The organism is Streptosporangium lutulentum, from assembly GCF_030811455.1.
Lineage (GTDB): Bacteria > Actinomycetota > Actinomycetes > Streptosporangiales > Streptosporangiaceae > Streptosporangium > Streptosporangium lutulentum.
The window spans coordinates 4,839,276-4,853,352 of record NZ_JAUSQU010000001.1 but is presented as its reverse complement, the minus strand read 5'-3'; the positions used below and the strand labels follow the sequence as shown (position 1 = coordinate 4,853,352).

The following is a 14,077-nucleotide window of genomic DNA, read 5'->3' as shown; positions in this document are numbered from 1 at the left end:
CCCGAAGTTTGCCGCGTCCGATGTGCTCATATGCGATTTATGTGCGGATGATGGCGTGCGGGGCGCTGTGCGGTTACGCTCGCGTCACGCTTCGCGAAGTGAGGTAGCCGTGGTGATCAGAGTCGCCAGCTACAACGTGCGTTCCATGCGTGACGACACCGCCGCGCTGGGGCGGGTGATCACCGGGCTCCGCGCCGACGTGCTCTGCGTGCAGGAGGCCCCCCGGTTCTTGTGCTGGCGCCGTAAACGCGGGCTGCTGGCCTCCTCCGGGGGGCTGGCCGTGGCGGCGGGGCGGCGCGGTGGCGGAGTCGCCGTGCTGGTCGGCCCGGGGGTGCGGCTCCTGCACGGCGAGGGCCGCCTGCTGAGGTGCTTCTTCGGCCTGGAACGGCGCGCGATCGCGATCGCCGTGGTGGAGGCCGATGGACAGCGGATGGCCGTCGGCTCCATCCACCTGGACCTCGACGAGACGGCCCGGCTGCACCACGCGCGTGAGGCGGTGACGCTGCTGCAGGCCGTCGCCGATCGGTTCGACGCGCTGCCCGTGCTCGCCGGAGACATCAACGAACAGTCCGATCAGCCGACCTGGCGGCATCTCGCCGAGCGGCTGACCGACTGCTATCCGGTCTCGCCGTGCGGCGACGGCTTCACCTTCCCCGCCAGGGGTCCGCACAAGCGCATCGATGCGATCTTCGCGGTGGCGGGCCTCTCGGTGGTCTCCTGCGGCGGCGGAGACGCCGACCCCGCCGACCTGGTGGCGGCCACCGACCACCTTCCGGTGGTCGCCGAGCTGAGCCACCCGCATTCCGGAATCGGCGATCGCCTGGAGCGGGTCCATCCGGAGACCGTGCGGCGGTCCCGGTGGACCAGGTGGGCCGGGGGCCGGGTGGGCCGGGAAGACCGTGGATTTTACGGCAGCCGGTAGGCCGTCGCGCCGGATCACAGTGGCCGGCGAAGGGTCAACTGAGGGGAGCCGGTACATGGGGGCGAGTGCGCCCCGTACCATTTGTGGCATGACCCGTCGCCTTCCGCGGCGTGCGCTGGCACTGTGCGCGGGAGGCCTGCTCCTGTTGTCCTCGCACCCGTCCACTGCTCACGCCGATCCTGTCAGCCCGTCAGCGCTGGAAGCCTGGCAGGCTCCGGTCAGCGCGGGGCTGAGCAAGGACGGGTCGCTGTCCGACGTGGCGGGCGTCTCGGCCACCAGCGTCTGGGCGGTGGGCCAGCAGAGCGTCTGGGACATCTGGCAGAGCCGCAGCGCGATCACCCACTGGGACGGCACCGCCTGGACCGAGGTCGGCATTCGCAACGATCCCACCGGCGCCGGTCTCCTGCGTTCGATCGCGGCGGCCTCGCCGACCGACCTGTGGGCCGTCGGCGAGGGTCATGACGGCCTGCCGTACCTGGCCAGAGGCGACGGGCAGTCCTTCGACAGGATCACCATCGACAGGTTGCACGTGGGTGACTGGCTGGGCGGGGTGGCGGCGGTCTCGGGCCGGATGGCCGCCGTCGGCAGTCGCAACAAGCAGCCACTGATCATGACCGGGGCCGACGGAAAGTGGAAGTTCACCCAACTGCCGGACAGGGGCACGCTGTACGGCGTGGCGCTGTCCGGCAAGAGCGACGGGTGGGCGGTCGGTGACTCTCTCGGTAAACCATTGATCATGAGACAGTCCGCTGGACGCTGGAAGATCTTTCATATCCCGGACATCCCCGGCGGTTATCTGCGTGACGTCTACTTCGACGGGCCGAAACGTGCGCTGGCGGTCGGCGGTGTCTCGCAGGGGTCCGATAAGATCGTCCCGCTGATCCTGTCCTGGAACGGCAAGAAGTGGTCCCGGGTGGCTCCTCCCGGTGGCGACGTGCGCCTGTACGGCGTGACCGGCGACCGCAAGGGGCACTTCTGGATCTCGGGAGTGGATCTGGAGCAGCCGGAGGAGGCGTTCGTGCTCAGCTACGACGGCCACAAGGTCGAGACGCTGCGCGGTCCCGAAACGGACGCCTCCCGGACCATCAGGCTCCAGTCCCTGGCCTACCTGCCGGGCACCGGCACCGTGTGGACCGTGGGTCACGTGGTGGACGCGGACGGCCGCTACACCGAGGTGATCGAGCGGTTCGGCACGCCGGAGCGGGCCAAGCCCTAGCCGCCGGAGAACCACGGAGGCCGGACACCCGTGGCCGCGTTCGCGACCACGCCCGCCGCACGACCACGCCCGCCGCACGATCACGGCAGGCCGGACGGCCCTCGGACGGTCTCGTCCGTCAGACAGCCGGCCGTGTCCGCCGGACGGTCCCGCTCGTCAGACGCCCCGCTCGTCAGGCGGCCGTGCTCGTCAGATGACCGCGCCGTCGTCCCAGCCGGAGTCGCTGGGCGGGCCGTCACCCATCCTGACCACCAGCGCCACGAAACCGCCGATGAACGCGGCGACGGCGGTGAACAGCATCCAGCCCTGCAGATGCCAGTTCAACGCGGCGCTGAGCAGCAGGTAGGCGGGACCGCCGAACAGGGCCGTCCACGCGATCTTGGCGGTGGCGTCGGTCTTGGGCAGCGGAGGCGGCTGCGGGGGGACGTAGTGGCCCTCGTCGTCCTCGGTCTGTTCCGAGTCTGACTCCGCGTCGGTTTCGGGGTCGGCGAAGTCGTCCTCCATCAGGAGGCGCTCCTCCTCGTCCGACTGTTTGATCACTCGTCGTGGAGGTTCGGAGGGCAGATTCTCGCTGTCCGGCCACGGCTGATCGGCCGAGTCGCGCTCGGCCGTGTCGTTGAAGGACGCGACGATCTGACGCCAGACCTCGTCCTCATCGCTTTGAGGTGTCACTTAGCTGGGCCCGTTATCCATCGGCCGGTCACTTTCTCCCGGAGACCGCGCATCCCCCGCTCACGCTCAGTCTCTCTGCAAGGGTACCGAGGCGTTCGTCCTGATGAACTCCAGGCTCCCCACGAAGATCCGCTCCGCTTCGTTGTCAAGCGTTGCGACATGGTAGCTGTCGGTGAGCTCCACCACATTCAGATTCCCCCCGGTCAGCTTCTCACGCAGAATACGCAAACTGGCTGGTTTCACCACATGATCCTGTGGACTATGGAAAACCAAAACGGGTTGGGTTATCTTCCCGAGTTCGGACCGTGTCAGCGCCCACAGCCGAGGGAGGGTGGCGGCGGCCTTGACCGGCGTGCGCGTGTAGCCGAGCTCGGTCACCCCCTCCTTCTTGATGTCCCCGATCACGCCCGGTACGGACGGGATCGCGAGCCCGAGCAGGGGCGCCAGCCTGAGCAGCGGCACGTCGTTGGTCACGGACGGATTGACGATCACCAACCCCTTGATCCCGTCGCCGTTGACCTCGGCCAGCCGCAGCGCCATGCAGCCGCCCAGTGACAGGCCCATGATGAAGACCTCGGCGCAGCGGCCACGCAGATCCGCCAAGGTCTTGTCCAGTTCGGCGTACCAGTCTTCCCAGCGGGTGCGGTTCATCTCCTGCCAGGTGGTGCCGTGGCCGGGCAGCCGGGGCAGCGCCACCGTCATGCCCGCCTGCGCCAGGTATTCACCCCACGGACGCATCGACTGCGGCGACCCGGTGAATCCATGGCAGAGCAGAACCCCGATCGGTCCTCCCGCATGGTGGTACGGCTCCGCACCGGGCATCACTGGCATCGCGGCTCCTTTGGTTCGCCCGATCGTCGCACGACTGGGCGGTATTTTGCGAGAGGTCGATTTGTGTGGTTTGAGGGTGTAGGTGGTCGGGACGTGAGGTGGGAGGATAATTCCAGGTCCTCACCTGTCAATCGAAGGAGCATCGAGTGTTCTACTGGGTGGTGAAGGCCATCCTCGGGCCCCTACTCCATCTCATTTTCCGCCCGTGGGCGGAGGGTGTGGAGAATGTCCCGAAGGACGGGCCGGTAATCCTGGCCGGCAACCACCTGTCGTTCGCCGACCATTTCTTCGGGGCGCTCTTCCTCCGGCGCAAGGTGATCTCTCTCGGCAAGTCCGACTACTTCACGGGCCGAGGCGTCAAGGGTCTGCTCAGCAAGGCCTTCTTCAGCGGCGTCGGCACCGTCCCCATCGACAGATCCGGTGGCAAGGCCAGCGAGGCGGCACTCCGTACGGGCAAGCGGATCCTGAACGAGAACCAGGTGCTCGGCATCTACCCCGAGGGCACCCGTTCCCCCGACGGCCGCCTCTACAAGGGCAAGACCGGTGTGGCCCGGCTGGCGCTGGAGTCCCGCGTGCCGGTGATCCCGTGGGCGATGGTCAACACCTTCGAGATGATGCCTCCCGGCCACGCCCTCCCCAAGCTGGGCATCCGTCCCGGGGTGAAGTTCGGCAAGCCTCTGGACTTCTCCCGCTACTACGGGATGGAGGAGGACCGGCTCGTGTTGCGCGCCGTCACCGACGAGATCATGTACGCGCTGATGGAGCTCTCCGGCCAGGAGTACGTCGACAAGTACGCCGCGAGTGCCAAGGTCGATGCGGCCCGCGCCGCCAAGAAGGCCGTCAAGCGTCCCCATCCCTAGGCCGGCCCGCCGAGAGAGGCTCACCCGAAGATCGCCTGGGCGAGGGTGAGACCGATGAACACCGCCCCCAGGCCGGCGACGACCGAGGCGACGACGTTGGCGACGGCGAAGAACATCGCGCCGGTCTCGGCCAGCCGCAGCGTCTCGTAGGAGAACGTCGAATAGGTGGTCAGCGCCCCGCAGAAGCCGGTGCCCAGGAGCAGTTGCACGCCGGTGCCCGCGGCCCCGGACAGCACCGCACCGGTCAGGGCGCCCAGGATCAGCGAGCCGACCACGTTGACGGCGAAGGTGCCCCAGGGGAAGACCGTGTCGTGGCGGGCCTGCACGGTCCGGTCGGTCAGATAGCGCAGCGGCGCTCCGACGGCGCCGCCGACCAGCACCAGCAGCCAGTTCATGTCGCCTGCCCGCCGCGGTGGTGGTGAACGACCTCGACCTCGTCCAGGACGGCCAGCCCCTCGATGTGGAGGTCGTCCAGCTGGGGCAGGAAGGCGCGGATCCTCTGTTCGGTGTCGATGATCGTGATGGACACCGGCAGGTCGTCGGTCATCGACAGCAGCCGGGTGGTGTGCACGATCTGGGTGGCGCCGAAGCCCTCGACGCCGCGGAAGACCGATGCCCCCGCCAGCCCGGCGACGTGGGCGCGGTGCACGATCTCGGTGTACATGGGGCGGTGATGCCAGGTGTCGGTGTCGTCGACGAGGATCGTCAACCGCAAGGTTCGTCCGGACAGGGTCATCATGCTCTCCTCGTGGTCTTCGGCGCCAGGAGCCGGCGGGTGATCCGTGCGCCGGCCGTCACCGCAACCAGGGCCGCGGCGACCGTCGCCGCCAGGTAGCTCAGGGCCAGACCCGCCTGGCCGCCGGAGACCAGGCGCTCGATGTCCACGCAGTAGGTGGAGAAGGTGGTGTAGCCGCCCAGCACGCCGGTGGCGAAGAACGGCCGGACCCAGGCCGGCGCCGTCCTGGCCTCGGTCAGAACCACCAGGAAGATCCCGATCACCAGGCACCCGGAGGCGTTGACGCCCAGCGTGGTCCACGGGAAGGAGCCGCCCGCGGTCGGCCACATCAGGCCGGCGCCGTAGCGGGCGCCCGTGCCGATCGCGCCGCCGGCGGCGATCACCGCGAGTACGCCGTAGTGCGAGCGGCGCAGCTCGCGGCGCTGGCGCGTATCGGTGAGATCGACATCGGGGTCGACGGGTTCGGTCACTGTCTTAAGCCTAGTTCGGCCCGGACGCCCGCCTCGTCGCGGGATTCACCGGAGCGGACCTCGGCCGGGTGCTCCGGACGCCGCCGCGCAGGAGGTCAGCGGGTCGACTCGCGGATGATCAGCTCTGGCTGGAACATGATCTGCTGGTGGGCGTGGGACTCCGGGTTGTCGCACTCGTCGAGCAGCAGCTCGGTGGCGACCCGGCCGAGCCGATGGGTCGGCTGCCGGATCGAGCTGAGCGAGACCGCCGAGGCCGAGGCGAAGTCGATGTCGTCGTAGCCGATGAGGGCGATGTCCTGGGGGACCCGGACGCCCGCCTGGAGCAGCCCGCGCAGCATGCCGAGGGCCAGTAAGTCGTTGGCGCAGAACACGGCGTCCGGCAGCCGTCCCTCGGCGATCAGCTTCTCGGCCGCCTGCTGCCCGGACCTGGCGTTCATCGCGCTCATCGGGAGCTCTTCCAACGTCTCCCCGGGGTCGTGACCCGCCGCGGCCAGCGCCCGTTCGGCGCCGATCAGCCGGTCGGCGCACTGGCGGATCGTGAGGGGGCCGGTGACGTAGGTGATGCGGTCGGCCCCGGAGGCCAGCAGGTGGGAGACGGCCAGGGAGCCACCGGTGACGTCGTTGACCGCGACCGAGCACTGGTCGGCCCGCTCCGCCGGGTGATCCACCAGGACCACGCTGATGCCGCGGTCCTTGAGCTGGTTGAGCTTGTCGAGGTTCGCTCCCGCCGGGGTGATGAGCACCCCGCGGACGCGCTGTTCGGCGAAGACCAGGAGGTTGCGCTCCTCCTTGAGCCGGTCTCCCGAGGAGTTGCCCAGGATCACCGCGTATCCGAGCTCGCTGGCCACCTCCTCCACGCCCGCCGCCACGTCGGTGAAGAACGGGTTGCCGATGTCGATGACCGACAGGCCGACCGTGCGGCTGTGGCCGGCCCGCAGGCTGGAGGCCGAGCCGTGCCGGACGAACCCGAGGGCGCGTACGGCCTCCTCGACCCGGAGGCGTGTGGATTCGGCGACTTTCTCGGGGCGGTTGAGCACGTTGGACACCGTGCCGGGGGAGACTCCGGCCCGTGCCGCGACTTCCTTGATGCTCACCGAACTCATGTGCACAGATTAAAACGTAACAACCACGTGGGCGCCAGTAAGGTGCCGGTACTTTTGGCCCGGCAGGTCCAGCCACCGCTTTTAGGTATAAAACGATTTGATCGTCGGGGAGCGCTCGGGCGGGATGGCGATCATGGTCGCCGGTGCGCGACCGGCAGGTGGCCTTCCGGTGGGGTCAAGGCGTCCGGCTGTGATTCGCGTGGCGACACCGGTCGTCCGGCGAGCGATCTTCCCGTGGTGCGGAGGTGCCCGGTCACTGTCGGATAACCCGTGCGGTCGTCGTAACAGGGTACCGGGTGGTGCCGCCGGCGTCATTGGCCTCGTTGCGACGGTTTCCAGCGGCCTCCGGAGGAGCCGCCGTCGCTGTCGACGCACGGGTCGTTACGGATAAAAACGTATCAATCCCGTAACCACATGGGGAGGCGTTGACAGTGCTATGTGTCCCGCGTAGCTTCGTCATCGGTCCTTTAAAACGTTTTATACAAAGTTCGTGTGCAGCCTGGGTTGGGGGATTTCAATGATCAAGGATTTGCTGCGGCGGCAGCGCATCGAGACACCGTCCTGGGCGTTCGGTGACTCCGGCACCCGCTTCAAGGTCTTCGCCCAGGCCGGAGTGCCCCGGGATCCGTATGAGAAGCTCGCCGACGCCGCGCAGGTGCACCGCTTCACCGGGGTGGCCCCCACCGTGGCGTTGCACATCCCGTGGGACCGGGTGGCCGACTACGCCGACCTGGCCGCGCGAGCGGCGGAGCTGGGAGTGGGCATCGGGGCGATCAACTCCAACGTCTTCCAAGACGACGCCTACATGCTGGGCAGCGTGACCAACCCGGACCCGAAGGTGCGGGCGCGGGCGCTCGATCACCTGCTGGAGTGCGTGGACATCATGGATGCCACCGGCTCAGCGACGTTGAAGCTGTGGTTTTCCGACGGCACCAACTATCCGGGGCAAGACGACATTCGCTCCCGGCAGGATCGGCTGGCGCAGGCGCTGGAGCGGGTGTATGCCCGGCTGGGGGCGCATCAGCGGTTCTTGCTGGAGTACAAGTTGTTCGAGCCGGCGTTTTATGTCAGTGATGTGCCGGACTGGGGCACGGCGTACGCGCATTGCCTGCGGTTGGGCGACAAGGCGCAGGTGGTGGTGGATACCGGCCATCACGCGCCGGGCACCAACATCGAGTTCATCGTGGCGTTCTTGCTGCGGGAGGGCAAGCTGGGTGGGTTTGATTTCAACTCGCGGTTTTATGCCGATGACGATCTGATGGTGGGGGCGGCGGATCCGTTCCAGTTGTTTCGGATCATGTTCGAGGTGATCGGCGGGGGTGGGTATGACGCCGAGGCGAATGTGGCGTTCATGTTGGATCAGTGTCACAACATCGAGCCGAAGATCGCGGGGCAGATCCGGTCGGTGATGAATGTGCAGGAGGCCACGGCGAAGGCGTTGCTGGTGGATCGGGCGGCGTTGGCGGTGGCGCAGGCGGCGGGGGATGTGCTGGGGGCCAACGCGGTGGTGATGGATGCGTACAACACCGATGTGCGGCCGTTGCTGGGGCAGGTGCGGGAGGAGATGGGGGTGGATCCCGATCCGATGGCGGCGTATGGCCGGTCGGGGTATTTCGAGAGGGTCCGTGATGAGCGGGTCGGCGGCGCCCCCGCCGGCTGGGGCGCCTGACGCCCGTGGCCCGGTGGATCCGGGCTCGGATCACCCGGACCGGGGTCGCCCGGATCCGGCGTCCCGGGTGCGGGCCGCCCGCGCCCGGGTTTCACGCGGCACCGACACCGGCACCCGGTCTCAGGTAGGGGCCGGTCGCGGCGGGATGGAGTGCGCCGTTCCTCGGCGCCTGTGGAAGGCAAGCAACTAGTGAGTGGGAGATGTCATGAATTCGGCTGTTGAGGAGCTTCTCCAGCGGTCGCGCGCTCTCGGTTCGGACCCGCGTAACACGAACTACGCGGGGGGCAACACCTCGGCCAAGGGCTCGGCCCCCGACCCGGTGACCGGGGCGGACACCGAGCTGATGTGGGTGAAGGGCTCGGGCGGAGACCTCGGGACGCTCACCGAGGGCGGGCTGGCCGTACTGCGGCTGGACCGGCTCCGGGCACTCGCCGAGGTGTATCCGGGGGTGGAGCGCGAGGACGAGATGGTCGCCGCGTTCGACTTCTGCCTGCACGGCAGGGGCGGTGCGGCCCCGTCGATCGACACCGCGATGCACGGCCTGGTGGACGCCGCGCACGTGGACCACCTCCACCCCGACGCGGGCATCGCGATCGCCACGGCCGCCGACGGCCCCGAGCTCACGGTGCGGATCTTCGGCGACCGGGTGGTGTGGGTGCCGTGGCGGCGGCCCGGCTTCCAGCTCGGCCTGGACATCGCCGCGATCAAGGCGGCCAACCCGCGGGCGATCGGCTGCGTTCTCGGTGGGCACGGCATCACCGCCTGGGGCGACACCTCGGCCGAGTGCGCCGCCAACTCCCTGGACATCATCCGCACCGCCGAGACCTACCTGGCCGAACACGGCAGGCCCGACCCGTTCGGCCCGGTGATCCACGAGGCGCTGCCGGAGACCGTACGGCGGGAGCGGGCGGCCGCGCTGTTCCCGTTGATCCGCGGCCTGGCCTCGACGGACCTGCCGCAGGTGGGCCACTACACCGCCACCGCCGAGGTGCTGGACTTCCTGTCGCGCGCCGAGCACCCCCGCCTGGCCGCGCTCGGCACCTCCTGCCCCGACCACTTCCTGCGCACCAAGGTCGCGCCGCTGGTCCTCGACCTGCCCGGCGACGCGCCGCTGGAGGAGGTGACCGTACGGCTGCGCGAGCTGCACGCCCTGTACCGGGAGCAGTACGCGGCCTACTACGCCCGGCACGCCGTCCCCGGCTCGCCCGCGATGCGCGGCGCGGACCCGGCGATCGTGCTGGTCCCCGGCGTGGGCATGTTCTCCTTCGGCAAGGACAAGCAGACCGCCCGGGTCGCGGGCGAGTTCTACGTCAACGCGATCAACGTGATGCGCGGAGCCGAGTCGGTGTCGTCCTACGCGCCGATCGAGGAGTCGGAGAAGTTCCGCATCGAGTACTGGGACCTGGAGGAGGCCAAACTCCGCCGGATGCCCCCGGCCAAGCCGCTGGCGACCCGGATCGCGTTCGTGACCGGCGGCGGATCCGGCATCGGCGCCGCGACCGTGCGCAGGCTCTCCGCCGAGGGCGCGTGCGTGGTCGTGGCCGACCGGGACTTCGCGGCGGCCGAGAAGGTGGCCTCCGAGCTGGGCGAGACGGCGCTCGCCGTGGCGGTGGACGTGACCTCCGAGGAGCAGGTCGCGGAGGCCGTACGGCAGGCGGTGCTGGCCTTCGGCGGGGTGGACCTCGTGGTCAACAACGCCGGGCTGTCGCTGTCGCGCTCCCTGCTGGAGACCACGCTCGCCGACTGGGACCTGCAGCACGACGTGATGGCCCGCGGGTCGTTCCTCGTCTCCCGCGAGACCGCCCGCGTCATGATCGAGCAGGGGCTGGGCGGGGAGATCGTCTACATCTCGTCCAAGAACGCGGTCTTCGCCGGTCCGAACAACGTCGCCTACGGCGCGGCCAAGGCCGACCAGGCGCACCAGGTCCGGCTGCTCGCCGCCGAGCTGGGCGGGCACGGCATCCGGGTCAACGGGATCAACCCCGACGGCGTGGTCCGCGGATCCGGGATCTTCGCCTCCGGCTGGGGCGCCAACCGGGCGGCCGTCTACGGCGTGGAGGAGGAGAAGCTCGGCGAGTTCTACGCCCAGCGGACCCTGCTCAAGCGCGAGGTGCTGCCCGAGCACATCGCCGCCGCCGTCTTCCAGCTCACCCAGCTCACCCAGACCACGGGCCTGCACATCCCGGTGGACGCGGGTGTGGCCGCGGCGTTCCTGCGATGAGGCGGTACGCGGCCGTCGACCTGGGCGCCTCCAGCGGGCGGGTCGTCGTCGCCGAGGTGGGCCCCGGCACGCTGGACCTCCACGAGGTGCACCGGTTCGCGAACGTGCCCGTACGGGCGGGCGGCACGCTGTACTGGGACATCCTGCGGATCTACCGGGGGGTGCTGGACGGTCTGCGGGCCGCCGGCCCGGTGGACGGGATCGGGGTCGACTCCTGGGCGGTGGACTACGGGCTGCTGGACGAGCGCGGCGCGCTGCTCGGCAACCCGGTGCACTACCGGGACGGCCGCACCGAGAAGGCGGGCAGCCGGGTCCCGTTCGAGGAGCTCTACGCCCGCACCGGCATCGCGCGCCAGCCGTTCAACACCATCCACCAGCTGGCCGCCGAACCCCGGCTGGCCTCGGCCACGACGATGCTGCTCATCCCCGACCTGATCGCGTACTGGCTGACCGGCGAGATCGGCGCGGAGCTGACCAACGCCTCCACCACCCAGCTCCTCAATGCCGCGTCCCGCGAGTGGGACGCCGTCCTGGCGGGCGGCCTCGGTCCCGCCTCGAAGATCCTTGCGCCGCTGCGGCGGCCGGGTGAGGTGATCGGCCCGCTGACGGCGGAGGCGGCGGCGGAGACCGGGCTGCCGGTGGGCACCCCGGTCATCGCGGTCGGCTCGCACGACACGGCCTCGGCCGTGGCCGCGGTCCCGGCCGACGGCGAGCGGTTCGCCTACGTCTCCTGCGGCACGTGGTCACTGGTCGGCGTCGAGCTGGACCAGCCGATGATCAGCGAGGAGGGGCGGCGGGCCAACTTCACCAACGAGGCCGGCATCGACGACACCGTCCGCTACCTCCGCAACGTCACCGGCCTCTGGCTCCTGCAGGAGTGCATCCGGGTCTGGGAGGCCGGGGGCGAGCGCGTCGATCTGGAGGCACTGCTGGCACAGGCCGCCGAGGAGGCGCCGTTCCGGTCGACGGTGGACGCCGACGATCCGGTCTTCCACCCGCCGGGGGACATGCCGGGACGCCTCGCCGACTTCTGCCGCCGCACCGGCCAGCCGGTCCCGGAGACCCGGGCCCGGATCGTCCGCTGCGTGGTGGACTCCCTCGCGCTGGCTCACCGGGCGGCCCTGCGGGACGCCCAGCGGCTCACCGGGCAGGAGGTGGACGTGATCCACATTGTCGGCGGAGGGTCGCGCAACGCCCTGCTCTGCGCGCTCACCGCGGACGCCTGCGGCCTTCCCGTGGTCGCGGGGCCGGTCGAGGCCACCTCGATCGGCAACGTCCTCGTCCAGGCCAGGGCCGACGGCGCGATCTCCGGCACCCTCGCGGACCTGCGAGCCCTGATCCGCCGCACCCAGCGGCTGGAGCGCTACGAGCCTCGGGCGGACGCCGCGGTACCGGCCGCACGGGCGTTCACGCGACCGGCGCGGTAGGCGGTATGAGGCCGGTGCGGTACAGGCTGACGGTGCCATGACCGCGGCCATATTCGACGGGGTCGAGCACAGCATTCGCGGGGCGGCGGTCGATATGAAGAGGCGTGCAGATCTCTGTACCGCTCTGGTGGCCGGCTCGGTCATCGGCGCAGCCCCAGCCCGGGTTGCACAGGTCTGTCAGGGCGCGCTCATGGCAAGCATTTCGGTGAGATCCGCAATGCGCGCGGAAGCCCGCCCGTCCCCGAACGGGGTGACGCCCATCGCTGGCTTACCCAGTTGGGCCATCGACCGGGCGAACACGGGGAGCTGCTCGGGTTGGGGAATCAACGCGCAGTCCGCGTTCAGGGCTTCTGGGCGTTCGGTGGATCGGCGCAACACGAGCAGGCGAACCCCCAGGATGCTGGCTTCCTCCTGGATCCCTCCTGAATCGGAGATCAACAAGGAGGCTTGTTCGGCGACCGCGAGGAACGCCGAGTAGCTGAGTGGATCGACGACGTGCAACTGGGCCAAGAGGTCGCCGAGGCCGAACTGCTGCACTCGCTGCCGGGTACGTGGGTGAATCACCAGCAGAACCGGCAGGTCAAGCGCGGCAAGGCTGGCCAGCATGCGGCGGAGCCGGTCGGGATCATCAACGTTTTCCGGCCGGTGCAGCGTGGACACCGCGTATGGTCCGCCGCCCAACGGAGCGGTGAGGCGCAGCGCTGCGGCATGATCTCTCTCCGCCAGATGGACTGCCTCCACAATGGGGTTGCCGGTCAGCACGATCCGGCTGTCGGGGATGCCTTCGGCCCATAGGTTCGCGACATTCTGCGACGTCACCGCGCAGCACAGGTCGGCGAGGTGGTCGATGACGATGCGGTTGTGCTCTTCGGGCATCGCGCGGTCGTGGCTGCGCAGTCCCGCCTCCACGTGGATGAGCGGGACCTGTACGGCGTTGGCGGCCAGGGCGCCGGCCAGGGCCGCGTTGGTGTCACCTTGCACGATGACCGCCGCGGGCGGGTCGTCGTGCCACGCCTGGGTGAGTTGGGCGGTAGCGGCGCCGATCTGGACGCCGCGGTGCTGGCCACCGACTCTCATTTGCAGGTGGGGGCGGTGGACGCTGGAAGCGGCCTCGCCCGTCATCGTTGGGTCGTAGTGCTGGCCGGTGTGGATCACGCGCGCTTGGTCCCCGAGCAGAGCGATCAGCACCGACAGTTTGATCATCTCTGGTCGGGTGCCGAGAACAACGGCGATCGAACGGCCCGTACTAAAGGACATCAGCGATCGGTCCTTTCCATGGTCACCAGAACAGGCGGTCGCGCTCGCCTTGCAGGTAGCGGTGCGCGGCGATGAACAGCCGCAGGTAGAGCCGATCGGAGTCCTCGTCGAGGTAACCGGGCACGAGGTCTTCTCGGGTCAGCGTCGCGTCCCGATATTCGCGGCCATCTCCTGAGCGGATCAGGTAGCGGGCCGGGGCCTCGCTACGGTCGCCGGCCGCGAGCGCAATCGCGTCATCGAGACCGATCTGTACGAGCCCGGAAACCTCGGCGTCGTCGAGTGGGATCTCCTCCAGGCCGAGCGGCAGCGCCAGGAGGTGCCAGTACTGGAACTCACGCTCGATCCATTTCGGGGCCAAGGCGACGGCGGTCTGGCGGATTCCCAGCGGCTGCAGTTCCTTGTAGTCGACGTCGAGGCCGAGTTCTTCCCGGATCTCCCGGACGCCGTCGGCGATGCTCTCACCGGCTTCGTAGTGGCCGCCGACGGTGAAATCGGCGTGGTCAGGCCGGTCGAAGACGTAGCGACCCGGCTGCTTCTTCTGGAGCAGCACGGTCTGAGTGGAGGGGCTGACGACCAAACAGGAGAACGTGCGGTGCCATAGCCCCCTCTCGTGCGCGGCCTTCTTGTCCTCGACGCCGATGTGCTTGTTGCGGTCGGTGTAGATGTCGACGAGCATGCTGTCCTCCCAGACGG

At 69.2% G+C, this 14,077-nt stretch carries 14 protein-coding genes; 6 read left to right on the top strand and 8 right to left on the bottom strand.

Translation table 11 applies throughout. The annotated features are described in order from the left end of the window. Positions 1-109: 109 nt before the first annotated feature. Together J2853_RS21655 and J2853_RS21650 are read left to right on the top strand one after the other, a co-directional pair. The gene (locus tag J2853_RS21655; protein WP_307560705.1) at positions 110-922 is read left to right on the top strand and encodes an endonuclease/exonuclease/phosphatase family protein; all 813 of its coding nucleotides are present in this window, start codon (positions 110-112) and stop codon (positions 920-922) included. 88 nt (positions 923-1,010) lie between these two features. Continuing rightward, positions 1,011-2,138 carry a hypothetical protein gene (locus J2853_RS21650; protein ID WP_307560703.1) on the top strand — a complete coding sequence of 376 codons (1,128 nt, stop codon included), beginning with the start codon at positions 1,011-1,013 and terminating at the stop codon, positions 2,136-2,138. 189 nt (positions 2,139-2,327) lie between these two features. On the opposite strand, the gene J2853_RS21645 is transcribed toward J2853_RS21650, so the two are convergent. Together J2853_RS21645 and J2853_RS21640 are read right to left on the bottom strand one after the other, a co-directional pair. Then, a complete protein-coding gene (locus J2853_RS21645) occupies positions 2,328-2,810 on the bottom strand; it encodes a DMT family transporter (RefSeq protein WP_307560701.1) in 483 nt (160 codons plus the stop codon). Positions 2,811-2,876: 66 nt separating this feature from the next. Continuing rightward, on the bottom strand, positions 2,877-3,641 hold the full coding sequence (locus J2853_RS21640; RefSeq protein ID WP_307560699.1) for an alpha/beta hydrolase: 765 nt from the start codon (positions 3,639-3,641) through the stop codon (positions 2,877-2,879). 146 nt (positions 3,642-3,787) lie between these two features. Between J2853_RS21640 and J2853_RS21635 the strand changes: the two genes are divergently transcribed. Next, a complete protein-coding gene (locus tag J2853_RS21635) occupies positions 3,788-4,501 on the top strand; it encodes a lysophospholipid acyltransferase family protein (RefSeq protein ID WP_307560697.1) in 714 nt (237 codons plus the stop codon). 20 nt (positions 4,502-4,521) lie between these two features. Here the strand turns inward: J2853_RS21635 and crcB are convergent, their stop codons facing one another. From crcB to J2853_RS21615, 4 genes are all read right to left on the bottom strand, one after another. Then, positions 4,522-4,896 (bottom strand): fluoride efflux transporter CrcB, encoded by a 375-nt coding sequence (crcB, locus tag J2853_RS21630; protein WP_307560695.1) that lies wholly within the window; start codon positions 4,894-4,896, stop codon positions 4,522-4,524. After that, complete coding sequence (locus J2853_RS21625) at positions 4,893-5,240, bottom strand: DUF190 domain-containing protein (RefSeq protein WP_307560693.1); 348 nt, start codon at positions 5,238-5,240, stop codon at positions 4,893-4,895. The genes crcB and J2853_RS21625 overlap by 4 nt, the downstream gene beginning before the upstream one ends. Beyond that, on the bottom strand, positions 5,237-5,707 hold the full coding sequence (locus J2853_RS21620) for a fluoride efflux transporter FluC (RefSeq protein ID WP_307560691.1): 471 nt from the start codon (positions 5,705-5,707) through the stop codon (positions 5,237-5,239). Before J2853_RS21620 ends, J2853_RS21625 begins: the two co-directional genes overlap by 4 nt. 95 nt (positions 5,708-5,802) lie before the next feature. Next, positions 5,803-6,810 (bottom strand): LacI family DNA-binding transcriptional regulator, encoded by a 1,008-nt coding sequence (locus J2853_RS21615; RefSeq protein ID WP_307560689.1) that lies wholly within the window; start codon positions 6,808-6,810, stop codon positions 5,803-5,805. 517 nt (positions 6,811-7,327) lie between these two features. Between J2853_RS21615 and rhaI the strand changes: the two genes are divergently transcribed. The 3 genes from rhaI (at position 7,328) to J2853_RS21600 (ending at position 12,127) form a co-directional block, all read left to right on the top strand. Then, positions 7,328-8,479: an L-rhamnose isomerase gene (gene rhaI / locus J2853_RS21610; protein WP_307560687.1), complete on the top strand. Its 1,152-nt coding sequence runs from the start codon at positions 7,328-7,330 to the stop codon at positions 8,477-8,479. Between the two features lie 205 nt (positions 8,480-8,684). Beyond that, a complete protein-coding gene (locus tag J2853_RS21605; RefSeq protein ID WP_307560685.1) occupies positions 8,685-10,700 on the top strand; it encodes a bifunctional aldolase/short-chain dehydrogenase in 2,016 nt (671 codons plus the stop codon). Further along, positions 10,697-12,127: a rhamnulokinase gene (locus tag J2853_RS21600; protein ID WP_307560683.1), complete on the top strand. Its 1,431-nt coding sequence runs from the start codon at positions 10,697-10,699 to the stop codon at positions 12,125-12,127. Before J2853_RS21605 ends, J2853_RS21600 begins: the two co-directional genes overlap by 4 nt. A 177-nt stretch (positions 12,128-12,304) precedes the next feature. Here J2853_RS21600 and wecB read toward each other — a convergent pair whose 3' ends face one another. Both wecB and J2853_RS21590 read right to left on the bottom strand, forming a co-directional pair. Further along, positions 12,305-13,384, bottom strand: coding sequence for a non-hydrolyzing UDP-N-acetylglucosamine 2-epimerase (wecB, locus tag J2853_RS21595; protein ID WP_307560681.1), 1,080 nt, complete (start codon positions 13,382-13,384; stop codon positions 12,305-12,307). A gap of 22 nt (positions 13,385-13,406) precedes the next feature. Continuing rightward, positions 13,407-14,060, bottom strand: a complete 654-nt coding sequence (locus J2853_RS21590; protein WP_307560679.1) for an NUDIX hydrolase — start codon at positions 14,058-14,060, stop codon at positions 13,407-13,409. Positions 14,061-14,077 lie beyond the last annotated feature (17 nt).

What these genes read in the sequence shown, in the direction of transcription:
- J2853_RS21650 (WP_307560703.1), top strand. Translation starts at nt 1,011, where the DNA reads ATGACCCGTCGCCTTCCGCGGCGTGCGCTGGCACTGTGCGCGGGAGGC.
- J2853_RS21590 (WP_307560679.1), bottom strand. Translation starts at nt 14,060, where the DNA reads ATGCTCGTCGACATCTACACCGACCGCAACAAGCACATCGGCGTCGAG.
- J2853_RS21625 (WP_307560693.1), bottom strand. Translation starts at nt 5,240, where the DNA reads ATGATGACCCTGTCCGGACGAACCTTGCGGTTGACGATCCTCGTCGAC.
- crcB (WP_307560695.1), bottom strand. Translation starts at nt 4,896, where the DNA reads ATGAACTGGCTGCTGGTGCTGGTCGGCGGCGCCGTCGGAGCGCCGCTG.
- rhaI (WP_307560687.1), top strand. Translation starts at nt 7,328, where the DNA reads ATGATCAAGGATTTGCTGCGGCGGCAGCGCATCGAGACACCGTCCTGG.
- J2853_RS21600 (WP_307560683.1), top strand. Translation starts at nt 10,697, where the DNA reads ATGAGGCGGTACGCGGCCGTCGACCTGGGCGCCTCCAGCGGGCGGGTC.
- J2853_RS21615 (WP_307560689.1), bottom strand. Translation starts at nt 6,810, where the DNA reads ATGAGTTCGGTGAGCATCAAGGAAGTCGCGGCACGGGCCGGAGTCTCC.
- J2853_RS21640 (WP_307560699.1), bottom strand. Translation starts at nt 3,641, where the DNA reads ATGCCAGTGATGCCCGGTGCGGAGCCGTACCACCATGCGGGAGGACCG.
- wecB (WP_307560681.1), bottom strand. Translation starts at nt 13,384, where the DNA reads ATGTCCTTTAGTACGGGCCGTTCGATCGCCGTTGTTCTCGGCACCCGA.
- J2853_RS21605 (WP_307560685.1), top strand. Translation starts at nt 8,685, where the DNA reads ATGAATTCGGCTGTTGAGGAGCTTCTCCAGCGGTCGCGCGCTCTCGGT.